The sequence below is a fragment of the Rhodococcus sp. 4CII genome (genome assembly GCF_014256275.1).
In the GTDB taxonomy this organism is placed as follows: domain Bacteria; phylum Actinomycetota; class Actinomycetes; order Mycobacteriales; family Mycobacteriaceae; genus Rhodococcus_F; species Rhodococcus_F wratislaviensis_A.
In genome coordinates, this window is record NZ_JACCFE010000002.1 from 3,872,908 (window position 1) to 3,896,282 (window position 23,375).

Annotated in this window: 20 protein-coding genes; 14 read left to right on the forward strand and 6 right to left on the reverse strand. The window is 68.3% G+C overall.

Annotated elements, in window-relative coordinates:
• Positions 1–111: 111 nt before the first annotated feature.
• Genes H0B43_RS18690 through H0B43_RS18715 form a run of 6 tightly spaced genes read left to right on the forward strand, consistent with a single transcriptional unit; the run spans position 112 to position 7,841 of the window.
• Positions 112–1,380: an MFS transporter gene (locus H0B43_RS18690; protein ID WP_185726568.1), complete on the forward strand. Its 1,269-nt coding sequence runs from the start codon at positions 112–114 to the stop codon at positions 1,378–1,380.
• Positions 1,373–2,161 carry a putative hydro-lyase gene (locus tag H0B43_RS18695; protein WP_185726567.1) on the forward strand — a complete coding sequence of 263 codons (789 nt, stop codon included), beginning with the start codon at positions 1,373–1,375 and terminating at the stop codon, positions 2,159–2,161. The genes H0B43_RS18690 and H0B43_RS18695 overlap by 8 nt, the downstream gene beginning before the upstream one ends.
• A complete protein-coding gene (locus H0B43_RS18700) occupies positions 2,151–2,906 on the forward strand; it encodes a LamB/YcsF family protein (protein WP_185726566.1) in 756 nt (251 codons plus the stop codon). Before H0B43_RS18695 ends, H0B43_RS18700 begins: the two co-directional genes overlap by 11 nt.
• On the forward strand, positions 2,903–3,544 hold the full coding sequence (locus H0B43_RS18705; protein WP_185726565.1) for an allophanate hydrolase subunit 1: 642 nt from the start codon (positions 2,903–2,905) through the stop codon (positions 3,542–3,544). The genes H0B43_RS18700 and H0B43_RS18705 overlap by 4 nt, the downstream gene beginning before the upstream one ends.
• A complete protein-coding gene (locus tag H0B43_RS18710) occupies positions 3,541–4,404 on the forward strand; it encodes a biotin-dependent carboxyltransferase family protein (protein ID WP_185726564.1) in 864 nt (287 codons plus the stop codon). Before H0B43_RS18705 ends, H0B43_RS18710 begins: the two co-directional genes overlap by 4 nt.
• Positions 4,405–4,448: 44 nt before the next feature.
• The gene (locus H0B43_RS18715; protein WP_185726563.1) at positions 4,449–7,841 is read left to right on the forward strand and encodes an NAD-glutamate dehydrogenase domain-containing protein; all 3,393 of its coding nucleotides are present in this window, start codon (positions 4,449–4,451) and stop codon (positions 7,839–7,841) included.
• 68 nt (positions 7,842–7,909) lie between these two features.
• Here H0B43_RS18715 and H0B43_RS18720 read toward each other — a convergent pair whose 3' ends face one another.
• Complete coding sequence (locus H0B43_RS18720) at positions 7,910–8,635, reverse strand: amino acid ABC transporter ATP-binding protein (RefSeq protein ID WP_185726562.1); 726 nt, start codon at positions 8,633–8,635, stop codon at positions 7,910–7,912.
• A 4-nt stretch (positions 8,636–8,639) separates the two neighbouring features.
• Positions 8,640–10,454, reverse strand: a complete 1,815-nt coding sequence (locus H0B43_RS18725; RefSeq protein ID WP_185726561.1) for an ABC transporter substrate-binding protein/permease — start codon at positions 10,452–10,454, stop codon at positions 8,640–8,642.
• 133 nt (positions 10,455–10,587) lie between these two features.
• Here H0B43_RS18725 and H0B43_RS18730 point away from each other — a divergent pair, with 133 nt between their 5' ends.
• The 7 genes from H0B43_RS18730 (at position 10,588) to H0B43_RS18755 (ending at position 18,889) form a co-directional block, all read left to right on the forward strand.
• Positions 10,588–11,223: a TetR/AcrR family transcriptional regulator C-terminal domain-containing protein gene (locus tag H0B43_RS18730; protein ID WP_185726560.1), complete on the forward strand. Its 636-nt coding sequence runs from the start codon at positions 10,588–10,590 to the stop codon at positions 11,221–11,223.
• Between the two features lie 60 nt (positions 11,224–11,283).
• Positions 11,284–12,975, forward strand: a complete 1,692-nt coding sequence (locus tag H0B43_RS18735) for an acyl-CoA dehydrogenase family protein (protein ID WP_185726559.1) — start codon at positions 11,284–11,286, stop codon at positions 12,973–12,975.
• Positions 12,976–13,147: 172 nt separating this feature from the next.
• Positions 13,148–14,614, forward strand: a complete 1,467-nt coding sequence (locus H0B43_RS18740; RefSeq protein ID WP_185726558.1) for an AMP-binding protein — start codon at positions 13,148–13,150, stop codon at positions 14,612–14,614.
• Positions 14,615–14,678: 64 nt separating this feature from the next.
• The gene (locus H0B43_RS18745; RefSeq protein ID WP_185726557.1) at positions 14,679–16,484 is read left to right on the forward strand and encodes a DUF3556 domain-containing protein; all 1,806 of its coding nucleotides are present in this window, start codon (positions 14,679–14,681) and stop codon (positions 16,482–16,484) included.
• The gene (locus H0B43_RS18750) at positions 16,481–17,914 is read left to right on the forward strand and encodes an NAD(P)/FAD-dependent oxidoreductase (RefSeq protein WP_185726556.1); all 1,434 of its coding nucleotides are present in this window, start codon (positions 16,481–16,483) and stop codon (positions 17,912–17,914) included. Before H0B43_RS18745 ends, H0B43_RS18750 begins: the two co-directional genes overlap by 4 nt.
• 137 nt (positions 17,915–18,051) lie before the next feature.
• Positions 18,052–18,387 (forward strand): transposase, encoded by a 336-nt coding sequence (locus H0B43_RS40905; RefSeq protein ID WP_312037644.1) that lies wholly within the window; start codon positions 18,052–18,054, stop codon positions 18,385–18,387.
• The gene (locus H0B43_RS18755; RefSeq protein WP_213015181.1) at positions 18,305–18,889 is read left to right on the forward strand and encodes an IS5 family transposase; all 585 of its coding nucleotides are present in this window, start codon (positions 18,305–18,307) and stop codon (positions 18,887–18,889) included. Before H0B43_RS40905 ends, H0B43_RS18755 begins: the two co-directional genes overlap by 83 nt.
• A 323-nt stretch (positions 18,890–19,212) precedes the next feature.
• On the opposite strand, the gene H0B43_RS18760 is transcribed toward H0B43_RS18755, so the two are convergent.
• Complete coding sequence (locus H0B43_RS18760; RefSeq protein WP_185726554.1) at positions 19,213–19,878, reverse strand: NAD(P)-dependent oxidoreductase; 666 nt, start codon at positions 19,876–19,878, stop codon at positions 19,213–19,215.
• Positions 19,879–20,009: 131 nt separating this feature from the next.
• Entirely contained in the window at positions 20,010–20,726 is a 717-nt protein-coding gene (locus H0B43_RS18765; protein WP_185729904.1) for a DsbA family protein, read from the reverse strand.
• Positions 20,727–20,832: 106 nt separating this feature from the next.
• Here H0B43_RS18765 and H0B43_RS18770 point away from each other — a divergent pair, with 106 nt between their 5' ends.
• Complete coding sequence (locus H0B43_RS18770) at positions 20,833–21,249, forward strand: helix-turn-helix domain-containing protein (RefSeq protein ID WP_185726553.1); 417 nt, start codon at positions 20,833–20,835, stop codon at positions 21,247–21,249.
• 332 nt (positions 21,250–21,581) lie between these two features.
• Here H0B43_RS18770 and H0B43_RS18775 read toward each other — a convergent pair whose 3' ends face one another.
• Together H0B43_RS18775 and H0B43_RS18780 are read right to left on the reverse strand one after the other, a co-directional pair.
• The gene (locus tag H0B43_RS18775; RefSeq protein WP_213015183.1) at positions 21,582–22,049 is read right to left on the reverse strand and encodes a transposase; all 468 of its coding nucleotides are present in this window, start codon (positions 22,047–22,049) and stop codon (positions 21,582–21,584) included.
• A 46-nt stretch (positions 22,050–22,095) separates the two neighbouring features.
• The gene (locus H0B43_RS18780) at positions 22,096–23,358 is read right to left on the reverse strand and encodes a CdaR family transcriptional regulator (RefSeq protein ID WP_185726552.1); all 1,263 of its coding nucleotides are present in this window, start codon (positions 23,356–23,358) and stop codon (positions 22,096–22,098) included.
• Between the last annotated feature and the right edge of the window lie 17 nt (positions 23,359–23,375).

A 23,375-nucleotide genomic window follows, 5' to 3' on the forward strand; every position in this document is an offset into this window, starting at 1 on the left:
AGCTCGGCTCCGCGATGTCTTCCATGTTAAACGATCCTCTCAGGGTATTGCAGGATCGTTGAACGATTTGTAACGTGAGGGCGGTTACATCCCTTCTTCAGGCGAGGTGCCATGACCACAGATACACAGACCGAGGTCGCGCAGGTGCGCCCCTTCGACTGGTTCCGCACCCTCGGGCCGAAGGGAAAAAGAGCCTTCGTCGGGGCGTTCGGCGGATACGGGCTCGACTCCTACGACTTCCAGGTCCTCCCGCTGGGCCTCGCGGCGATCGCCGCCTACTTCGGCCTCACCACCGGTCAGGCGGGCCTGCTGACGACGGTGACGCTGGTGGTGTCCGCGCTCGGCGGAGCCCTCGCCGGAGTCCTCGTCGACAAGATCGGCCGGGTCCGGACCCTGCAGGTCACCGTCGCGACATACACGGTCTTCACGGTGCTGTGCGGTTTCGCGCAGAACTTCGAGACCCTGCTCGTCTTCCGCGCCTTCCAGGGCCTCGGCTTCGGTGGTGAGTGGGCGGCGGGCGCGATCCTCGTGGCCGAGTACGCCCGCGCCGAGTACCGCGGCCGGGCCGTCGCCTTCGTGCAGAGTGCGTGGGCCGTCGGCTGGGCGCTGGCCGTCATCGTCTACACCATCGTCTTCCAGCTGTTCGACCCCGACGTCGCGTGGCGCGTGCTGTTCTTCACCGGTGTGCTGCCCGCCTTCCTCATCATCTGGGTCCGCCGGAATCTGAAGGACCCCGAGGTCGTCACGGAACGTCGTGAGTCCGCGGGCAAGGAGACCGGTTCGTTCGCCGCCATCTTCCGCGGCCGGCTGATTCGCACCACCGTGTTCGCGTCGCTGCTGGCCACCGGCGTGCAGGGCGGCTACTACACGCTGGCGTCCTGGCTGCCGACGTTCCTCAAGAACTCGCGCGGACTCGACGTCGTCGGCACCGGCGGCTACCTGGCGATCCTCATCTCCGGCGCGTTCCTCGGCTACGTCAGCGGCGGCATCCTCACCGACAAGCTGGGCCGCAAGCGGACCATGCAGCTGTTCGCGTTCCTGTCGGCGATCTTCATGGTCGGCTACACCCAGGTGCCCGAGGGCGCGAACACGCTGATCCTGATCCTGGGCTTCCCCCTCGGCTTCTGCACGTCGGCGATCTTCAGTGGCTTCGGATCGTTCCTGTCCGAGCTGTACCCGACGCACGCCCGCGGCACCGGCCAGGGCTTCACGTACAACTTCGGTCGCGCGGTCGGCGCCGTGTTCCCCGCGGTCGTGGGTTTCCTGGCCGCCACCCAGCTGGGGATCGGTGGCGCGATGATCTTCGGTGCCCTCGGCTACGCCATCGCCGTCATCGCCCTGTTCTTCCTCCCCGAGACCCGCGGGATCCAACTTGACTGACTCACCGACCGACCTCCGCACCGCGTTCCGCTCGGGACGCATCACCCCGACCGCCGGTCTGGCACCCGGATTCGCCCAGACGAATCTCATCGCCGTCCCGGAGGACTGGGCCTACGATCTCCTGCTGTTCACGCAGCGGAACCCCAAGCCGTGCCCCGTCCTCGACGTCGGCGACGTCGGTTCCCGGGAGACGATGCTCGCCCCCGGCGCCGACATCACCACCGACCTGCCGCTGTACCGCGTGTGGAAGGACGGCGAACTGGCCGAGGAGACCGCGGACGTGTCGGCGCTCTGGCGGGACGACCTGGTCGCCTTCCACATCGGGTGCAGTTTCACGTTCGAGCACCCGGTGGCCGCCGCCGGCGTGCCGCTCCGGCATGTCGAGCAGGGCAGCAACGTCCCGATGTTCGTGACCAACCGCGAATGCCGGACCGCCGGCCGGATGAGCGGACCGATGGTCGTGTCGATGCGCCCCGTTCCCGAACATCAGGTCGCGCTCGCGGCGTCGATCTCGGCACGGATGCCCGCCGTCCACGGTGGACCCGTGCACATCGGCGACCCCGCGGAACTCGGCATCGCCGATGTCACGGCCCCCGACTTCGGCGATCCGGTGACGTTCGAGCCGGGCGACGTGCCGATGTTCTGGGCGTGCGGGGTCACGCCACAGGCGGCGGTGATGGCGTCGCGGTTGCCGTTCGCGATCACCCATGCGCCCGGGCACATGCTGATCACGGACACCCCGGACAGCGAGTACGTCCTGGAGGTCCCCGATGCGCATTGACCTGAACTGCGACCTCGGTGAGGGCTTCGGGCAGTGGCGGCTCGCCGACGACGAGGCACTCCTCGACATCGTCACCAGCGCCAACATCGCCTGCGGATTTCACGCGGGAGATCCGATGATCATCCGCCGGGCCTGCGAGAACGCCGCCGCACGCGGAGTCGCGATCGGTGCGCACGTGGGGTTCCGGGACCTGGCCGGGTTCGGACGACGCGAACTCGGGGTGGCGCCCGCGGATCTGCGCGACGAGACGCTGTACCAGATCGGCGCGCTCGCCGGATTCGCCAGCGCCGCCGGATCCTCGGTGACCTACGTCAAACCGCATGGCGCGCTCTACAATTCCGCGGCCCTCGACTACGAGCGGGCCGACGCGGTCGCGTCGGCCATCGACGAGTTCACCGAACCGCTCGCACTCATGGGCCCACCCGGCTCGCAGCTGCAACGCGCCGCGGAGGCCCACGGCATCGAGTTCGTGGCCGAAGGGTTCGCCGACCGCCGTTACACCGCCGCGGGCACCCTGACCCCGCGTTCGAGGCACGGCGCCGTCATCGACGATCCCGACGTCGCCGCCGCCCAGGCCGTACGGATGGTGTCGACCGGAACGGTGGAGTCGATCGACGGCGACGACGTCACAGTCTCGGTGCGCAGCATCTGCGTCCACGGCGACTCGCCCGGGTCCGTGCACACCGCGCGCCGGGTCCGTCACGCCCTGCAGAGTGCCGACGTCACGCTCGGATCCTTCACATGACCACCGCCACCCGGATTCTCCCGGCGGGCACCCGCGCCCTGCTCGTCGAACTGGAGTCGGAACCCCAGGTCGTGTCGCTGACCGAACGTCTCCGCCGCACCCCGGTGCCCGGGGTGGAGGACGTCCTTCCCGCGGCGCGCACCGTGCTCGTCACCACCGCGCCGCGGACCGACCTCGACGAGGTGCGCCGCGCGCTGCAAACGATGACCGTCGATCTCGACGACGCCGCCCACACCGGCGCGTCCGACACCGAACCGGTCACGATCCCCGTCCGCTACGACGGCGCCGATCTCGGCGACGTCGCCGACCATCTGCGGCTGAGTCGCGAGGACGTCATCGCCGCCCACACGTCCGCCGTCTGGCGCTGTGTGTTCATCGGATTCGCACCGGGTTTCGGGTATCTGAGTTGCGGAGACGACCGGCTCACGGTGCCCCGCCGCGCCCAGTCCCGCACCGTGGTGCCCGCCGGTTCGGTGGCCCTCGCCGGCGGGTACGGCGCGGTGTATCCCCGGTCGTCGCCCGGCGGATGGCAGATCATCGGAACCACGGACTCCCCGATGTGGAACCTCGACGCGCAACCCCCGGCGCTGCTGCAACCGGGACGTCGCGTCCGATTCGTCGACGAGGCAACACTGTGAGTGAACTCGAAGTACTCGAAACGGGACCGCTCAGCCTGATCCAGGATCTCGGCCGCCCCGGTTACCTGAGTTCGGGAGTGGGCGTGTCCGGCGCCGCCGACCGCGGTTCCGCGAAGCTGGCGAATCGTCTCGTCGGCAACGACGAGAACAGCGCCTGCATCGAGGTGCTGATGGGCGGGCTCGCCCTGCGCGCACGTGCGGTGACGACCGTCGCCGTCACGGGTGCACCCGTGACGGCGCTGCTCGACGGAATCCCGATGGGCCATGCGAGCGTCATCGTGATGCAGCCGGGGGAGACGCTGCGGTTGCAGTACGCGCCGGTCGGTCTGCGCTGCTACGTGGGTATCCGCGGCGGTGTCGCGGTGCCGGAGGTACTCGGCTCCCGCAGCAGCGACACGCTGTCGGGAATCGGCCCGGAAGCATTGAAACCCAACGACGTTCTGCCCGTCGGCACCGCGGCGAAGAACTTCCCGAACGTCGACGTCGCACCCGTCCCCCCGATGGACGCGGGAACGATGTCGGTGCGCGTCATCGGCGGCCCCCGCGACGACTGGTTCACCAACCCGGACGCGCTGACCACGGGCGCGTGGGCCGTCTCACCGGATACCGACCGCATCGGCGCCCGCCTCAACCGGCACGGCGACGCGCCCGCGCTGGTGCGGACGTCCGAGGCCGAACTCCCCACCGAGGGTGTCGCACTCGGTTCCATCCAGGTTCCGCCGAGTGGGCAGCCCGTCGTGTTCCTCCCGGACCACCCCATCTCCGGCGGGTACCCCGTCATCGGGGTGGTCGCGGACGAGGACATCGACAGGATCGCCCAGGCCCGCCCCGGTCAACTGATTCGCTTCATCACTGCCTGATCGGCTTCATTCCCGATCCCACAACAGGAGATCACCCCATCGTCATGAACAGTCTCGGTACGGAACTCGACATACCCTGGTCCCACGAGCTGTGGCGCAGCACGCTGCTCACGGAACCGCATCGCCAGGACGCCGCGGTCGCGCGCCACTACGCCTCCGCGCTGCCGATCAGCTACGCCACCGAAACCGATCCGGCACAAGCGATCCGCGACATCGTCGAAGTGGAACGCCTCGACGTCGACAGTGTGGCGCTGACATTCACCACCACCGCGGCGTCCGCCCCGTACGAGAACCTCAAGATCTACGCCGTCGGAAAACCCGCACCGCTCAACGAGGTTCTGCCGATCCTGTCCAGCCTGGGCGTCAACGCCCTCGACGAACGCCCCGCTGCGCTGACCCGGCCGGACGGGCACCGTGCCTGGATCTACGACCTCACCGTCGATCTGGTCGCCGTCACGGATGGCCACGGGGTGACCCGGGACAGCCGGATCGCGGACGCGTTCCGCGCGGCGTGGACGGGGGAGACCGAGGTCGACGGGTTCAACGCCCTCGTCCTGCACGCCGGCCTCGGGTGGCGTCAGGTGACCGTCCTCCGTGCGTACGCCGCGTACCTGCGTCAGGCCGGACTTCCGTACAGCCGCAGCAACGTCGAACGAGTTCTCCTCGGCAACACCGCGATCACGCAACTCCTCGTCGAGTTGCACGCGCTCCGCCTCGACCCGGGAATCGACCGCGACGCCGCCGCGGAGGACGCCCTCGAGGGCCGCATCGGGGACGCGATCGACGCGGTCGCCGGGATCGACGCCGACCGGATCCTGCGGGCGCTGCTCTCCCTGATCCGTGCCACCACCCGCACCACCTACTACTCCGGAGACCGCCGGAGCGAACGCGCTCTCGCGTTCAAATTCGACTCCTCGTCGATCGACGAATTGCCGTTGCCGAGGCCCAAATACGAGGCATACGTGTACTCGCCCCGCATGGAGGGTGTGCACCTGCGATTCGACGACGTCGCCCGTGGCGGCATCCGGTGGTCCGACCGCCGCGACGACTTCCGCACCGAGATCCTCGGCCTCGTCAAAGCGCAGGCGGTCAAGAACGCCGTCATCGTGCCGGCGGGAGCGAAGGGCGGCTTCGTCGTCAAGAACCCGCCCGTGCCGACCGGTGACGCCGTCGCCGACCGGGAGGCGATGCTGGCGGCGGGCATCTCCTGCTACCGCGAGTTCATCTCGAGCCTCCTCGACATGACGGACAACCTCGACATCGCCACCCGGCAGGTGCAGGCGCCGAAGGGCATCGTCCGGCGCGACGGCGACGACACCTACCTCGTGGTCGCCGCAGACAAGGGGACGGCCGCTTTCTCGGACATCGCCAACGCCATCGCGCTCGACCGGAATTATTGGCTCGGCGACGGATTCGCGTCCGGCGGGTCCGTCGGCTACGACCACAAGGCGATGGGGATCACCGCCCGCGGGGCGTGGGAGAGCGTGCTTCAGCACTTCCGGGAGATGGGCGTCGACACCCGCACCGACGACTTCACTGTGGTCGGCATCGGCGACATGAGCGGCGACGTCTTCGGAAACGGGATGCTGCTCAGCCCGCACATCCGGCTGATCGCGGCGTTCGACCATCGCCACATCTTCATCGACCCCGACCCCGACCCGCAGAGGTCGTGGGACGAGCGGGCGCGCCTCTTCGCGCTCGGCCGGTCCAGCTGGAAGGACTACGACGGCGCGGTCCTGAGTGAGGGCGCCATGATCGTCGACCGGTCGGCGAAGTCGGTGCGCCTCACCCCGCAGGCCCGGCGCGCGCTGGGCATCGAAACCGATCGGGCGCTCACCACCGTCGAACTCGTCCGCGCCGTCCTCGGTGCGCCCGCGGACCTGCTGTGGAACGGCGGGGTCGGCACCTACGTCAAGGCGACGACGGAAAGCCACGCGGACGTCGGTGACAAGTCGAACGACGCGGTCCGGCTCGATGCACCCGCGCTGCGCGTCCGGGTGGTCGGGGAGGGCGGCAACCTCGGACTGACCCAGCTCGGCCGGATCGAATACGCGCGCAACGGCGGTCGCGTCAACACCGACGCGCTCGACAACTCGGCCGGCGTCGACTGCTCCGACCACGAGGTCAACATCAAGATCGCCCTCGCCGGTGCCACCGCCGACAACACCCTCGCCGCGCAGGATCGTCGAGAACTGCTGTCCGACATGACCGACGACGTGAGCAGGCTCGTCCTCGCCGACAACCGCAGCCAGAACGAGATGATGAGCCTCAACCGGGCGCAGGCGGGCACGCTCGTCAGCTTTCACTCCCGTATGGTCGACGACCTGGAACGGCGCGGACACGTGGACCGCGCCATCGACGTGCTTCCGACGTCCGCGCAATTCGGTGCGCTCGAACGCGAACAGAAGGGACTGACGAGCCCCGAGCTGGCGCAGCTCACCGCGCAGGTCAAGCGGTTCATCAAGAGCGAGGTGTCGGGCACGACGCTGCCCGATAACCGGGTCTACGCCGGCCGGCTCCACAGCTACTTCCCGCCGCGGCTCGGCCGCGAGTACGCGCACACGGTCGCCGTGCACCCGCTGCGCCGGGAGATCGTCACCACGTCGGTGGTCAACGACATGGTGGACCGTGCTGGGATGACGTTCGCCTTCCGTCTGCGCGAGGAGACGGGCGCCGACTCCGCGGAGGCGGTGAACGCCTTCACGGCGGTCACCGAGATCTTCGACCTCGGAGCGACTTTCGACAGGATCCGGGCGGCCGCCGACACGACCCCGGCCTCGGGGACGAACGCGCTGACGGTACAGACCCAGCGGCTGATCGATCGGGCGTCGCGGTGGCTGACCACGCACCGCCCGCAACCGCTGCCCCTCGAGGCCACGATCGCCCGCTACCGGCCGGTGGTCCGCGAACTCGGCCCGCGCGTGCGGGAATGGTTGCAGGGCGACGAGATCACCGCGGTCGAGGGCCGCACCGAGGCCCTGACGTCGCGCGGTGCGGAGCGCGGGATCGCCGCCGACGTGGCGGATCTCCTGCACACGTACTGCCTCCTCGACATCGTGGACATCGCGGAGATCTCCCAGCACAGCGCCGAGGACGTCGCCGAACTGTACTTCGCGTTGTCGGCGCACCTGCACATCAACACCGCACTCACGGCGGTCACGGCCCTGCCCCGGCTGGACCGGTGGCACGCCCTCGCGCGACTCGCTCTGCGGGACGACCTCTACAGCTCACTGCGCGCGATCACCCTCGACGCGCTGTCCGTCAGCGAGCCCGGTGACTCCGCGTCCGACAAGGTCGACCAGTGGGAGCAGCACAACGCCGCGCGCCTCGCCCGCGCACGGGCACTGCTCACCGAAATCGAATCGGAGGTGGCCACCGAACCCACGCTGGCGCTGATCTCCGTCGCGGCCAGGCGGATCCGGGCGATGACCCGGTAGGCGCTTCGCGCCCGTGCGCCTTTCTGGTTGTTCCAGCTACCAAAAAGGCGCACGAGTCGCGAAGCGACCTACAAGACCTGCGACAGGAACTGCTGCAGCCGTTCGGTTTCGGGCTTGTCGAACAGCTGGTCGGGTTTGCCGGTCTCGACGACGGCACCGTGGTCCATGAACAGCACGGTGTCGGACACTTCGCGGGCGAAGCCCATCTCGTGCGTGACGACGACCATCGTCATGCCGCCCTTGGCGAGGTCGGCCATCAGGGCGAGGACCCCCTTCACCAGTTCGGGGTCGAGTGCGGACGTGGCCTCGTCGAAGAACATCACCTCGGGCTTCATCGCCAGCGCGCGGGCGATCGCGACCCGCTGCTGCTGCCCGCCCGACAGGTTGCCGGGACGCGAGTCGGCCTTGTTGGCGAGCCCGACGAGTTCGAGTTGCTCGAGCGCCACCGACCGCGCCTCGTCCTTCGACATGCCCTTGAGCTTGCGGGGGCCGAGGGCGATGTTGTCGACGACGGTCTTGTGCGGGAACAGGTTGAAGTGCTGGAACACCATGCCGATGCGCTGCCGCAGCTTGTCGGGGTTGTCCTTCAGCACGGACTTGCCGTCGAGGAGGACGTCGCCCTGGTCGGGTTCGTGCAGCCGGTTGAGGACGCGCAGCAGGGTGGACTTGCCGGAGCCCGACGGTCCGATGACGGTGACGGTGTTCCCGGCATCGACGTGGAGGTCGACGCCGCGCAGCACCTGATTGGTGCCGAACGCGAGGTGCAGGTTGGTTCCAGTGAGAGAGACGGCCATCGCCCTATCCCCTTTCCACGACGATGGACTGCTCCACCGGGTCGAGCGTGCCGGACGTGTCGGCGCGGCCGGTGCGCAGACGGTTGTCGATGTAGTTGACGAGGTGCGTCAGCGGGATGGTCAGCGCCAGGTAGAACAGTCCGGCGGCCACGAGGGGTGACAGGTTGCCGGTCTGCGCGTTGAGGTCGCGGCCGACGGCGAACAGTTCACGCTGACTGACGAGGAGCCCGAGGAAGTAGATCAGCGACGAGTCCTTGATCAGGGAGATGAACTGGTTCATCAGCGCGGGCAGCACCCGTCGCACACCCTGCGGGACCACGACGAGCGACATCGACTTCCGGTAGCTGAAGCCGAGCGCCCGGGACGCCTCGAGCTGTCCGGGCTCGACGCTCTGGATGCCGGACCGGAAGATCTCACCGATGTACGCGGACGCCAGCAGCGACAGCGCGGCCGCGCCGAGCCAGTACGGGTTGTTGCCGGTGAGGCCCTTGACGACGGGTCCGACACCGAGTCCGACGATGAGGATGATGACCACGGCCGGCAGACCGCGGAACACGTCCGTGTAGACGCGGGCGGGCCAGCGCAGCCAGCGGGTGCGGGAGATGCCCGCCATCGCGAGGAGCATGCCGAGAACAGTGCCGACGATGCCCGACGCCAACGCGAGGATCAGCGTGTTCGGCAGACCGGTCTTCAGCAGGTCGGGGAACGCGCGCGTGTAGAGGTCCCAGTCGAAGAACGTGTCCTTCAGTTGCTGGAGTGTCGACTTGGGTTCGGCGACGGGGGCTTGGGTCGTGTTGTCCGCGTTCTGGGCGGCGAGTGCGGCGAAGTCGGGAAGGTCGGGCATCGGCGCCGCCTTGCTGCCCGGCTTCCAGCCCTCCGGCAGTTCGCGGGGCACCCAGTCGGAGTACAGCCGGGCCCATGTGCCGTCCTCGATGGTGGCGTCGAGACCGGAATTCAGCGCGTCGATGAGCGGCTGGTTCTCCTTCGCGACGGCCCAGCCGACGAAGTTGTTGACGCTGAACGTGTTCTGCACGATCGAGGTGGGGTCGCCGGGTGCGATGGCCCCCTCGGCCTGCTGCGACGGCGCCACCCACGCGTCGATCTGCCCGGACTTGAGGTTCGCGTACGCGGTGGCGTAGTCGGGGAACTTCACCGGGTTCAGCTTCAGCGTGTTCACGACGTAGTCGTCCTGCACGGTGCCCTGGACGACGCCGATGCGGGTCGACGCGGTCAGGTCGTCGAAGCCCTGGATCGGTCCGCCGTTGGGGACGACGAGTGAGAAGTAGCCGAAGTCGTAGCCGTTGGTGAAGCCGACGGTGTTCCGGCGCTCGTCCGTCGTGGTGATGGACGAGGATCCGACGTCGAACCGGCGTCCGGCCACCTGGGCGAGCAGCCCGGCGAACTCGGTGCCGACGAAGTCGACCCGGAGACCGAGTTTGGCCGCGACGGCCTTCAGGAGTTCGTTGTCGTATCCGGTGAACTGATTGTCCGAGTTGACGCAGATGCTGGGCGGGGCGTCGGACAGGGTGCCGACGGTCAGCACGCCCGGGGTGATCAGGTTCAGCTTGGACGCGTCGATTTGGTCGAGGGGAGTGACACCGGGGGTGGTGTATTTGTCTTCGGCGCCCGCCGCTGCGGCCGCGTCGAGGTTGGTGGGCGCCGCGGTGGCGGCCCCGACTCCCGGCGGCGAACAGAGATCCTGCGGCGCCGATCCCGACGAACTGCCGTCACTGGAACAGGACGACAGGGTCAGCGCCAGCAGGGCGGTGAGCAGTAGCGCCACCACCACACGGATCTTCGGCCCGGCGGAAGAAAACATGGTGAGCAGCGTAACCCTGGCACCCGGGATTTCCGGGGTCGGAGGACGTCCGGGGCGACGCCCGTCACTCTCCTTGTTTGTCATACAAACAAAGAAAAGTTATTGTTTGTCGTACAAACAATGAGGGGTGGCAGTGATGGTGCAGACGGGCAGAGCAGCGCGCGCAACCCGGGAGTCCGGTCGGCAGACCCGCGACGCCCTGTTCACGGCCGCCACCGGACTCTTCCTCGAGCACGGCGACGCCGTCGCGATCACCCAGATCTGCGCGGCCGCGGGCGCCCACCCCAACCAGGTGACCTATTACTACGGTTCCAAGGAGCGACTCTTCGTCGAGGTCGCCTGCGCCGCCGTGCTGCGCGCCGGCAAGCGGGCCGAGGAGGACGCGGCCACCGCGGAAACCGTCGGCGACTATACGGAGAAACTCGTCGGCTCCCTCCTCGGACCCGGGGCGCCCAGCGTCGAGCTGTTCGTCGAAGCGATGCTCATGACCGGACGCCGCGGCGAACTGCGCGACCTCATCACCGACACCCTCCGCACGCTGCACTCCTCGGGTGAGGACGCGCTCATCCGCACACTGATGCGCACCGGATGGCAACTGCGCGCGGGCATCGACGTCGAGGCGAAGGCGTTCTGGTCGGCGATCTTCGGGTTGGTCATTCAGAAGACCGCCACCGACGAGAGCTTCGGCTACTCACTCGAGGAGGCCGTCGCAGTCATCTTCGCGAACCTGCAGATCCCCGAGACCGTCCTCGAGACCTCCATCGACTGACCATGTGAGTGGCGCGGTGTGCCAGCACGCATTGCCACTCCCCTGGGGAAGGACACCGCCATGACTTCCGTTTCCGACAACCGCATCACCCACCCCGCACCCCACCGGACGCACACCGTGCTCAACCAGTCGGTGCCCCGCGCCGACGTCAACGAGTTCACCCTCGACACGGTCCTGTCCGAGGGCGTGCGCCGCCACGACGCCGACTGGGCCACCGCGGAGCTCACCGACATCGGTTCGCTCGTCGGCAGCGCAACCTTCCAGCACGACGCCGAACTCGCCAACACCGTGATCCCCGAGTTGAAGACGTTCGACCGCTGGGGCAACCGCATCGACGAGGTCGAATACCACCCCGCCTATCACCGGATCATCTCGGCGGCCGTCGCGCACGGTGCGCACACGTCTGCGTGGGCCGACCCGAAGCCCGGCGCGAACGTTGCGCGCGCAGCGGCATTCATGATGTTCGCGCAGATCGAACCCGGGCACTCCTGCCCCATCTCGATGACCAACGCCGTCGTCCCCTCCCTCGAACTGCAACCCGACGTCGCCGCGATCTGGAAGCCGCGGGCCCTGTCCCGCAGTTACACCCCCGAACTCGACGCCCCAGGCAAGGCGTCCGCGATCTTCGGCATGTCGATGACGGAAAAGCAGGGCGGCTCGGACGTCCGGGCCAACACCACCGTCGCGAAACCTGCCGGCCGGGGCGGTCCCGGCGCCGACTACCTGCTCACCGGTCACAAGTGGTTCTGCTCGGCCCCGATGTCGGATGCGTTTCTCGTGCTCGCGCAGGCGGAAGGGGAAGGCGGCGAGGGTCTCTCGTGCTTCCTGCTGCCGCGGATCCTGCCGGACGGCACCCGCAACGTCTTCCGCATCCAGCGGCTGAAGAACAAGCTGGGCAACAAGTCGAACGCGTCGTCGGAGATCGAACTCGACGGCACCGTCGGCGTGATGGTCGGCGAACCGGGACGCGGGGTTCGCACCATCATCGAGATGGTCGCGCGCACCCGCCTCGACTGCGTGCTCGGCAGCGCCGCGGGCATGCGGCAGTCGGTGGCCGAGGCCGTCTGGCACGCGCGGCACCGGTCGGCGTTCGGTGCCGTGCTGGCCGATCAGCCGGCCATGACGTCGGTGCTCGCCGACCTCGCACTCGAATCCGAGGCCGCGACCGTCACCGCTCTGCGCCTCGCCCGCGCGCACGACGCGGACGCAAGCGAGCAGGAACGCAGCTTCCGCCGCCTCGCGACCGCGGTCGCGAAGTACTGGATCTGCAAGCGCGGACCGCACCACGCCTACGAGGCGCTGGAATGCCTGGGCGGCAACGGCTACACAGAGGATTTCCCGCTCGCCCGCCGCTACCGCGAGCAGCCCGTCATGGCCGTGTGGGAGGGGTCGGGCAACGTGATCGCCCTCGACGTCCTCCGTGCGATGACCCGCGAACCCGACACTGTCGCGGCCTTCGATGCCGAGGTGAACCTGGCCCGCGGCGCCGACACCGTGCTGGACGGGCACCTCGACCGGGTCCGCCGCCAACTCGGCGACCTCGCCGGACTCGACCCGGCCGCCGCCCAACGCCGCGCCCGGACCGTCGTCGAGGCGGTGGCCCTCGCCCTGCAGGCGTCGCTACTCGTCCGGTTCTCGCCCGCCGCCGTCGCCGATGCCTTCGTCGACGCCCGCCTCGGCCCCGACCGCACCCACGAATACGGCACCCTCGCCCCCGCCGCCGACCTGCAGGCGATCCTCAAACGCGCATAGCGCCCGTGCGCCCTTTTGGTAGCTGGAACAACCAGAAAGGCGCACGGGTGCGAAGCGCCCTTGTCCCCGGCGGACAAATCCTTCAGCGAACTCGAGCCGCGCGGAATATTCCGCAACTCGACCCCTGTGCATAGTGTCGTGGATCACACCACCACTGAAGGGGATCGAAACAGTGTCGGACATCGGCTATTTCGCTTGGGACCTCGCGGCAGCACACGGTGAGGCACCGTGCGTGCGCGACGACCACCTCGACCTCACCTATCGGCAGTTCGCTGACCGGGTGGACGCGTTCGCGGCGCAACTGTCGGCGCACGACGTTCGCTCGGGAGACGTCGTCGCGGTGATGCTGCCCAACCGGGTGGAACTCCTCGTCGCCCTGATGGCCGCGTGGCGGATCGGCGCGACAGCGACTCCGGTCAATCCCACGTTCACCGCCGTGGAGGCGGAGTACCAGTTCGACGACGCCGGCGCCGCGCTCGTCGTCAACGAGGGCCCCGACTTCCCGTCCGGCGGTCGCCCGACGATCGCAGTCGCGGACATGGCCACCACCCCACGGCCGGGCTGGGTTCCCGACACCAGGCCGTCCGGTGACGACGTCGCTCTGCTGATCTACACGTCGGGGTCGACGGGACGCCCCAAGGGCGTCATGCTCACCCACGACAACCTCCAGTTCATGAGTTCGTCTATGGTGCAGCACTTCTCGCTCACCGCCGACGATCACTGCCTGCTCATTCTGCCGCTCTTCCACGTGAACGCGATCTGCGTCAGCTTTCTCGCGCCGATGCTGGCCGGGGGACAGCTGAGCGTCACCGGGCGCTTCTCGCCGGCCCGGTTCTTCGACGATGTCGCGCGCCTGCGGCCCACGTACTTCTCCGCGGTCCCGACCATTTACGCGCTGCTGGCCTCCCAGGAGATCGTCGGCGACACCTCCTCGCTGCGGTTCGCGGTCTGCGGTGCGGCACCGATCTCCAGGGAATTGCTCGACCGCGCCGAGCAGCGGTTCGGCCTCGTCATCGTCGAGGGGTACGGGCTCACCGAGGGCACGTGCGCGTCGGCGTGCAACCCGCCCGGCGGGGTCCGCAAACTCGGCACCGTCGGACCGGCACTGCCCGGACAGCGGATCGCGATCGCCGGACCCGACGGCGAGCATCTGCCCGTCGGCGCCACCGGCGAGGTGCTCGTCGCCGGCCCGAACGTCATGCGCGGCTACCGTGGACGCCCCGAGGAGACCGGTCGGACGATCGTCGACGGCTGGCTGCACACCGGCGACGTCGGCCGCCTCGACGAGGACGGCTATCTCACCCTCGTCGACCGGATCAAGGACATGATCATCCGCGGCGGCGAGAACATCTACCCCAAGGAGATCGAGAACGCCCTCGCCACGCACGACGGCGTGCTCGAGGCTGCCGTGATCGGCGCACCGCACGACGTGTACGGCGAGGTGCCGGTCGCCTACGTCGTCACCTACCCCGACAGCGCCGTCACCGACGGACACCTCACCGAGCACCTCCGCGGGCGGCTCACGAAAGTGAAACTGCCCGTGGCCATTCACGTCGTCGATGCGTTGCCCCGCAACCCCGTCGGCAAGATCGACAAGCCCGGACTGCGCAACCGCCACCGGACCACCACCGTCAGCTGACCCCGCACGACCTCAGACCTCGGGACCCACCCGAGGCGATGCCCCCTACCCCCAGGAGCCTCCCATGGGATTCAAGACCGGGAACTTTCCCGACGTCGACCCCGCCACTTTCCTCGACCGCCCGTTCTTCGACCGCATCCGCGCCATGTCGACGCACTGGGTCGACTACGGCTTCGGGACTCCGAAGATGGTGCACACCATCTACATCCTGAAGCTGCTCGTCCTGTATCTCGGCGCGGGCCTGTCGATCGCGACGTTCACCTCCGGCTACAACGTCCTCGACGTAGGTGCATGGTGGAACGCCCCGATCGTCTATCAGAAGTTGATCCTGTGGACGCTGCTGATCGAGACGCTCGGCCTGGGTGGGTCCTGGGGCCCGCTCGCCGGACACTTCAAGCCGATGATGGGCGGCGCTCTGTTCTGGTTGCGGCCCGGCACCATCCGGCTTCCACCCTGGCCGGGGAAGGTACCGCTGACGTCCGGCGACACCCGCACCGTCTTCGACGTGCTCGTCTATCTCGCGATCCTCGTGAACACCGCTCTGGCGCTGGGGATTGCCGGCGTGCACACTCCGTCCATCGACGCGGTACTTCCCGGCAATCACGGTCTGGTGAACCCCGCCCTCCTGTTGCCGCTGATCGCGCTGCTGGTCGTGATCGGGTTGCGCGACAAGGTCATCTTCATCGCCGCCCGCGGTGAGCAGTACTTTCCCGCCATCGTATTCTTCGGTGTCCTGCCGTTCGTGGACATGATCGTCGCGCTGAAACTGCTCATCGTGTCGGTGTGGGTCGGCGCCGGCATCTCCAAACTAGGGCATCACTTCTCGATGGTCGTGCCCCCGATGCTGTCCAACACCCCCTGGTTGCCGTTCAAGTCGATCAAGCGCGCCCACTACCGCAACTTCCCGAACGACCTGCGGCCCTCGGTTGTCGCGGGTGGGGTCGCCCACGTGCTCGGCACCGTCGTCGAGGTGGTGACGCCGCTGGTGCTGTTGTTCTCCACGAATGGCACCGTCACCCTGCTCGCGGTCGCGTTGATGGTCGCGTTCCACCTGTTCATCCTGTCGACGTTCCCGCTCGCGGTGCCGCTGGAATGGAACCTGCTGTTCGCGTACGCGGCGATCTTCCTGTTCCTCGGCTTCCCGAACGCCGCCGGCTTCGGGCTGTCGGACTTCTCCTCGCCGCTGCTGCTCGCCGTGATCATCGCGGCCCTGGTGTTCTTCCCGATCCTGGGCAACCTGCGACCCGACCTCGTCTCGTTCCTTCCTTCGATGCGCCAGTACGCGGGCAACTGGGCGTCGGCGACCTGGGCGTTCGCGCCGGGTGCCGAGGACAAGCTCGACCAGTTCGTCAAGCGACCGAGCCAGAACACCCGTACCCAGTTGCTGGCGACCTATCCGCCCGAGGTGGCCGACGTCGTGATGCACCAGCTGCTCGGCTGGCGATCGATGCACAGCCAGGGCCGCGCGCTGCTCTCGCTGATGAGCCGGCATCTCGGCGACGACATCGACACCTACGCCCTGCGCGAGGCCGAATTCAGCTGTAACTCACTGGTGGCATTCAACTTCGGTGACGGACATCTGCACAACGAGCACCTGATCGCCGCGCTCCAGCGGCGCTGCAACTTCGCTCCCGGCGAGTTCGTCGTCGCCTGGATAGAGTCGCAACCCATCCACAAGGGCATCCAGGAGTACAAGGTGATCGACGCCGCCCTCGGCGTGATCGAACGCGGCACCTACAAGGTCGCCGACGCCATCGCCGAGCAGCCCTGGTTGCCGAACGGCCCCATCCCGTTCGACGTGCAGTGGACACTGGAGGGAGAGACCAAGGAGAGCGTGATGACGGAGTCGACGCAGGCGGCGCGGCCGTGACGACCGCAGTCGTGGTCGGCAGCGGGCCGAACGGGCTCGCTGCCGCGGTCCACCTCGCCCGGCACGGGGTCGAGGTGCAGGTCCTGGAAGCGGCCGACACCATCGGCGGCGGCACCCGCTCCAGCGAGCTCACCCTCCCCGGACTCCTGCACGACGAGTGCTCCGCCTTCCACCCGATGGGTGCGGGCTCGCCGTATCTGCAGACCCTCGACCTCGACCGCTACGGCCTCACCTGGAAATGGCCCGACATCGACTGCGCCCACCCCCTCGACGGCGGCGACGCCGGACTGCTGCACCGATCGATCGCGTCGACGGCCGCCGGCCTCGGCGCCGACGGGCCGCGCTGGCAGCGGATGTTCGGCGGTCTCGCCGACGGTTTCGACGACCTCGCTGCCGACTTGATGCGCCCGATCGCGAACATCCCCCGGCACCCGATCAAGCTCGCGAGTTTCGGTCCGCGCGCCCTGCTGCCCGCGACTGCGACGGCGCGCTGGTGGCGCACCGAGAGGGGCCGGGCCCTGTTCGGCGGGGTCGCCGCACACGCCTACTACCGGCTCGATCGGCCCGCCACCTCCGCGGTCGGCCTGATGATCGTCGCGGCCGGACACCGCTACGGCTGGCCGGTCGCCGAGGGCGGATCGCAGTCGATCGCCACTGCGCTCGCCGCGATGCTCACCGACTGTGGCGGCAAGATCACCACCGGAACCCGGATCCGCAGCAGCCGCGACCTCCCGCCCGCGGACGTCGTCCTGCTCGACGTGGCGCCCTCCGCCGCCGTCGACATCCTCGGCGACCGGCTGCCGTCGCGGGTGGCCAAGGCCTACCGCCGCTACCGGCACGGACCCGCCGCGTTCAAGGTCGATTTCGCCGTCGACGGCGGCGTGCCGTGGACGAACCCCGACTGCGGCCGGGCCGGAACCGTCCATCTCGGAGGCACTTTCGCGGAGATCGCCGACGCCGAACGGGATGTCGCGACGGGCCGGATGCCGTCGCGTCCGTTCGTCCTCGTCGGGCAGCAGTACCTCGCCGACCCCGGACGGTCGAAGGGCGACCTGCACCCGCTGTACGCGTACGCGCATGTTCCGCACGGTTTTTCGGGCGACGCCACCGAGGCGGTGGTCGCGCAGATCGAGCGGTTCGCCCCCGGTTTCCGTGAGCGCGTCGTGGCCACGGTGAGCAGCGGTCCGGTCCGGCTCGCGGCGTCGAACCCCAACTACGTCGGCGGCGACATCATCGGCGGCGCGAACACCGAAACCCAGGTGGTGCTGCGACCGCGAATCGCCCTCGACCCCTACAGCACCGGTGTCCCGGGCACTTACCTGTGCTCCGCCTCGACGCCGCCGGGTGCAGGCGCGCACGGGATGAGCGGGTACAACGCCGCCCAGTCCGCGCTGCGTTACCTCCGGCGAAGCGGAGGTGAAGTGCTGTGAACCGGCCCGAGTAGCCAGGGTGCTCGTCTAGGGCGTGTCTGATAAACATGTGAACCGTTGCGTGCGAAGCTGTTCGGGTGACGCGGTTTCAGGTGTTGTCGGATGAGCAGTGGGAGTCGATTTCGGATCTACTGTCGGTGAGGACCGGTCGAAGGGGTCGCCCCTTCTCGGATGCGCGGTCGATGGTCGAGGGCATCGTGTACCGCTACCGCTGCGGGATCGCGTGGCGGGACGTTCCGGAGGTGTTCGGGCCGTGGCAGACGATCTGGCCCTGGCACCGCCGATTGGCGGGCGACGGCACCTGGGATCGGGTCCTGCAGCGACTTCTCGCCGTCGCGGATGCGTCCGGGATGATCGACTGGGCTGTGTCGGTGGATTCGACCATCGCGCGTGCACACCAGCACGCCACGAACATCACCCGCCACACAGGGGGGTGGGTCGAATTACACGAATCCGCAGATCGAGCCGCCTGACCACGCGATCGGCCGCTCCCGCGGTGGGCTGTCGACGAAGATCCACCACCTCGTCGACGGTCACGGCTTGGTGCTGGTCGTGCTCGTCTCGCCAGGTCAGTCCGGTGACTGCCCAGCCTTCCCGCATCTGCTCGATCACCTGAAGGTTCCCCGGCTCGGAGGTGGGCGGCCACGTACTCGCCCGGACCGAGTCCGGGGCGACAAGGCGTACTGCTCCCGCGCCAATCGAGAGTTGCTGCGCCGACGAGGGATCGGAGCGGTCATCTCCGAGCCGTCCGACCAGGCAGGGCACCGTCGCAGGCGCGGCTCACGTGGCGGCCGGCCACCGGCGTTCGACCCGGCCGACTACCGCGGCCGCAACGTGGTCGAACGCCGGTGCTGCCACATCAAGCAGTGGCGAGGTCTGGCGACCCGCTACGACAAACTCGCCACCGTCTACCGCGCAGCGGTTGTCCTGCACGCAGTGATCTCCTGGACCCGCCGATTGTCAGACACGTCCTAGCCGTTCCAACCCCCGTGTCAACTGAACCGGGGGCAGTCCCCTACGCGCACGCGGCAGCCGTTGTGACGCTGCCGCCGGGGGTGCACGACGGCCCCGTACCGCGTCGTGGCGGTGCGCGCCCCCCCGCTCAGTGGGCCCGGAGGGACCGGCCCGCAGCGACCGGGCCGGTCCCCACCTCACACACAGCCCCTGCAGTCAGGTCTGGTCCAGTGTCGTTTCGACAACCAGGGGGCCGATCGAGCAGTGGTACCGGCAGGGTGACGTGGCCAGGAGGTGAGGCGGAGGCTCCTGCTGATGGGGATCCTGCGGCCTGGCGGGACGCGTCAGGCGCGAGTGTTCCAGACCAGGGGCGCTTTCCGGATCCATGCGTCGTCCTCGATCGTTTGGACGAGGAACTTGGCGAGGTCGGCGCGGTTGATCCGTGCGCCGGGCTTTTCGGTGCCGGCCTCGGCAGCCCGCACGGGGCCACCGGCGGGCTTGTCGGTCAGGGTGACGGCACGGACCAGGGTCCAGTCGATGCCGGACGAGGCGCGGATGAGCTGGTCGACGCCGGTGTGGTCCTCGAAGCCTGCCTTGATGTTCGACAGCGTGATGAATGCCTTGACCAGCGGGTTAAGCCGGGCCCAATCGTCGCCCGCGCCCTGCGTGGACGTCAGCACGATGCGGCGGATGCCCTGCTCGCCCATGACGGTGAGAGTGTGACGGGCGGCGTCGGTCATGAACATCGGCGGGCTGACCGGTTTGGCCCAGGGGTTGTCGGAGGCACGGCCGTTGTTCAGCGTGGTGATCACCGCCTCGGTGCCTTCGGCGGCTCGGCGAATGTCGTCGATGTTCGCCGGGGTGCCCTGGATCAGCTCGACGCCGGCCGGTGCCTGCACCTTGTCGGGGTTGCGAATTAGGGCGCGGACGCGGTGGCCGCGTTGGGCTGCGTACTCCAGCACGTGAGCCCCGGTGCGGCCGCTGCCGCCGAAGACTAGGAGGTTACTCATGGTGATCAAACGCCTTTCGGGAGTTCAGAGGTGAATCAGGGGCCCGTCGCGTCGGATGGTGGGTGTCGTGGTGCTGAGCCGTCGCGGACGGCGGGTGTCCGCGGCTACCGGGACAGCCGGGGCAGCCGGAGTCAGACGCGCTCCGGTACGGCACAGCTGTCCGGCCCGCAGACCGGGGCATCGCCCGCATCGTCGGCGGGGGTGATCGGGTGGTTGTCGTCCCAGGCCTTGCGCAGCAGTTCGACGAGACTGTCGCTGTCCTGGGCGCCGGGGACGCCGTAGTGGTCGTCGACGACGATGAACGGCGCTCCCGTTGCGCCGAGGCGCTGGGCGCGGGCCGCGTCGTCGCGTACCTGCTGGCGGTATCGGCGCTCGATGAGGGCCTGTCGGGTCTGCTCGCGGTCCAGGCCGAGCCCGTCGGAGAGCCTCAGAAGGTCGTCCAGAGAGAAGACCGGCTCGCCATTGCCGAAGTAGGTCCGGAAGATCGAGTCCCACGCCTCGCGGTTCTTACCCAGGGCGCTGGCATGGGCCAGGAACTCGTGCGCCAGATCGGTGTTGCCGACCTTGTTGTCCAGCACTCGGTACGGGCTCAGGCCCTCACTGTCGGCGAGCGTTTCGATCCGCCGGGTCGAGGTTTCGGCCTGGCTGCCGGCCACGCCGTGCTGGCGGAGCAGTGCCTCGCGGACGGAGAAGGTGTCCCCCTCGGGAAAGCTGCTGCTGAGCGGGAACGAGTGGTGAATCAACTCCACCTCGTCCGCGTGCTCGAACCGCTCGAGGGCCCTCTCGATCCTGTGGTTCCCGAGTCCGCACCAGGGGCAGGTCACCTCGCCCCACACATCCGCCTTCATCACGCCACCTCCATTACTTACGATTTGTTTGTAGCAACATGATGCGTCAGCATGGAGAGCGATACAAAAGGCACACCGGTGTGCGTAGGGGAAAGGAATGTACGTCATGACGACTGAAGGAGCAGCGGAAAGGGTGGGAGCGGCGGCGATCGGGCCGTGTGCGGCGATCCCCGTCGAACACATGGATCTCATCCGCCAGACCCTCGATCGCGTGGGCGACAAGTGGAGCCTGTTGGTCATCGCGGTCCTGAAGTCCGGCCCGTTGCGCTACACCGATCTGCAGCGGCAGGTCCCCGGCATCTCCCAGCGGATGCTCAGCCTCACTTTGCGTCAGCTTCAGCAGGACGGCCTGATCACCCGCACCGCCTACGCCGAGGTCCCTCCGCGCGTCGAGTACACCCTCGCCCCGCTGGGGCAGGGGCTCCACGAGATCGTGACCTCGCTGGTCGACTGGGCCGCCGACCACCACGACGAGATCCGCGCCAACCGCGACCGCTCCACGGCCGCGACCGACCGGCTCTGAACCGGTGAGCCGCGCCGGACACCCCGGACGCCGGATCCGCCGCCCGAAGAGCACGATCGTTCGAGGCACGTACCCAGATCCCTTCAGGTACACCATCGTCCCGCCGGCAACCCGAACACGGTGTGGCAACCATCGATGCGCGAGACAGCAACCTGCTCTGACGCCGGCACCCCCACAGGTGTATTGCGCTACGCAACCGCTTTCCAAGATATTGCCCCACCACGGTGTTGGTCGGCAGAAATGTCATCCTCGGTTCGGGATTCAGTGGAAAGTGTTGCCAGCAAGCGGTTTCCGACCCGACGCAATCCGGAATCGGCGGACGGCGCGAGCGATCAGGACAGCGTTCGGGTGCATTCGGCGTGGTTGGTGGCATTGGCGCCCAGACGTAGGTGGGTGGAGTGACGCAGCCGCGAACACTCCTCGATCCATCTCTCGTCCCCTCGTGGACGCGTCCGGAAACTCGTCGGCCGAGACTGCTGGTGTGCACGCGCGATGGTCGAATCCACCGACACAGCCCAGTCGATCATCCCGGACGCATCCGCGACGGCGAGAAGTCGCTGCAGGACCCGATCCCAGGTGCCGTCGCCCGCCAATCGGCGGTGCCAGGGCCAGATCGTCTGCCACGGCCCGAACACCTCCGGAACGTCCCGCCACGCGATCCCGCAGCGGTAGCGGTACACGATGCCCTCGACCATCGACCGCGCATCCGAGAAGGGGCGACCCCTTCGACCGGTCCTCACCGGCAGTAGATCCGAAATCGACTCCCACTGCTCATCCGACAACACCTGAAACCGCGTCACCCGAACTGCTTCGCACGCAACGGTTCACATGTTTATCAGACACGCTCTAGTCGTGCGCCAGGACCGCGGGCCCGAGCCACTGGCATGCGAGGAGTGCGAGTTCGACCGCGAGCCGGTCACGGGTGAAGTCTTCGCCGCGTTCCTCGGCTGCGCGCTTGACCCGGTATTTCACGGAGTTGTAGTGCAGACCCAGCTCTTTTGCGGCGGTGACGTTGCTGAGATTGTTCGCGAGGTAGACCTGCACGGTCTCACGCAGGCGGGCGGCGTTGTCGTTGTCGGCGGCCAGACCGCCCAGGACGGTACGGACCCAGGCGCGGGTCGCGGTCAGGTCGTCGATCAGCAGGGAGACCGTGGACACCCCCGGCTCGTCATAGGAAGTGACGACCGGGGCGTTCCGGCCGGCAGCGAGGGCGAGCGCACGGGCGCGTTGCGCACCACCGTGGGAGCGGCGAAAACCGTTCGGCCCGTGGGCTACTTCACCCACGGCCATGGCGAGCCCCGGATACCGTGCGGTGAGGAACTCGCCCACCTCGCGGTACCCGCGTGGCGCACGTGTTCGCGCACCCATCGGGATCCACACCCACCCGGTCACGCGGTCCGCCGCCACGAACAACGGGTCCGTCACGCCCCCGACGAAGCCGGCGACGTCGTGTGCGGCGGCCTCGATCCGGGCCAGCATGTCACCCGAATCGGTGTCCGGCACCCAGATGATCGCGGCGAGGTGGCGTTGGAGCAGAACGTAATTGAGGGCGGCACCGGCGTCCGGATCGTCGTTGCCTGCCAGGATCTCCTGCACGCGAACGGCCCGGACACTGCTCTGGTGGGCCAGCCACCGCTCTCGTTCCCGCTCGTAGACCTCGACGACCTGCTGGGAGACCCGATCGATGTACACCGACATGACGGTGATGATGCGTTGGAGCACCGGCACACCGAACTCGGCCGAGACTGCCGCGCCGCCCAGTTCGTCGAAAACGAGTCCGAGTAGGTTGGTCTGCCCCAACCGGTAGGCGCGCACCAGGGCGTTGACGGGAACACCGTGCTGGGCAAGCCTTCTCGCGTACTCCATGGCGGCGGCCGGTGCATCCAGAATTTCCGGGTCGATATTGTGCTGGAGGGTGTGGAAGATGGTGTCGAGGTTGCCCTCCACGCTGGCCCGGAGCAGGTCGAACAATTGCCGATCGGCGCGCAGATCCGGGATGTCGGCATAGAGCACCTCGGTGATGTCGCTGGTCAGTGGCACCAGGCGCTGGTTGAGTGAAGCTGCGATGCGTCCGACCAGAAGCGCGACGTTCTCGTCGTGTGAAGCCATGGTGAGGACAATAGAGC

Coding starts and splice junctions, on each gene's coding strand:
- H0B43_RS18690 (WP_185726568.1), top strand. CDS start 112: ATGACCACAGATACACAGACCGAGGTCGCGCAGGTGCGCCCCTTCGAC.
- H0B43_RS18700 (WP_185726566.1), top strand. CDS start 2,151: ATGCGCATTGACCTGAACTGCGACCTCGGTGAGGGCTTCGGGCAGTGG.
- H0B43_RS18705 (WP_185726565.1), top strand. CDS start 2,903: ATGACCACCGCCACCCGGATTCTCCCGGCGGGCACCCGCGCCCTGCTC.
- H0B43_RS18715 (WP_185726563.1), top strand. CDS start 4,449: ATGAACAGTCTCGGTACGGAACTCGACATACCCTGGTCCCACGAGCTG.
- H0B43_RS18720 (WP_185726562.1), bottom strand. CDS start 8,635: ATGGCCGTCTCTCTCACTGGAACCAACCTGCACCTCGCGTTCGGCACC.
- H0B43_RS18725 (WP_185726561.1), bottom strand. CDS start 10,454: ATGTTTTCTTCCGCCGGGCCGAAGATCCGTGTGGTGGTGGCGCTACTG.
- H0B43_RS18735 (WP_185726559.1), top strand. CDS start 11,284: ATGACTTCCGTTTCCGACAACCGCATCACCCACCCCGCACCCCACCGG.
- H0B43_RS18745 (WP_185726557.1), top strand. CDS start 14,679: ATGGGATTCAAGACCGGGAACTTTCCCGACGTCGACCCCGCCACTTTC.
- H0B43_RS18760 (WP_185726554.1), bottom strand. CDS start 19,878: ATGAGTAACCTCCTAGTCTTCGGCGGCAGCGGCCGCACCGGGGCTCAC.
- H0B43_RS18765 (WP_185729904.1), bottom strand. CDS start 20,726: ATGAAGGCGGATGTGTGGGGCGAGGTGACCTGCCCCTGGTGCGGACTC.
- H0B43_RS18770 (WP_185726553.1), top strand. CDS start 20,833: ATGACGACTGAAGGAGCAGCGGAAAGGGTGGGAGCGGCGGCGATCGGG.
- H0B43_RS18780 (WP_185726552.1), bottom strand. CDS start 23,358: ATGGCTTCACACGACGAGAACGTCGCGCTTCTGGTCGGACGCATCGCA.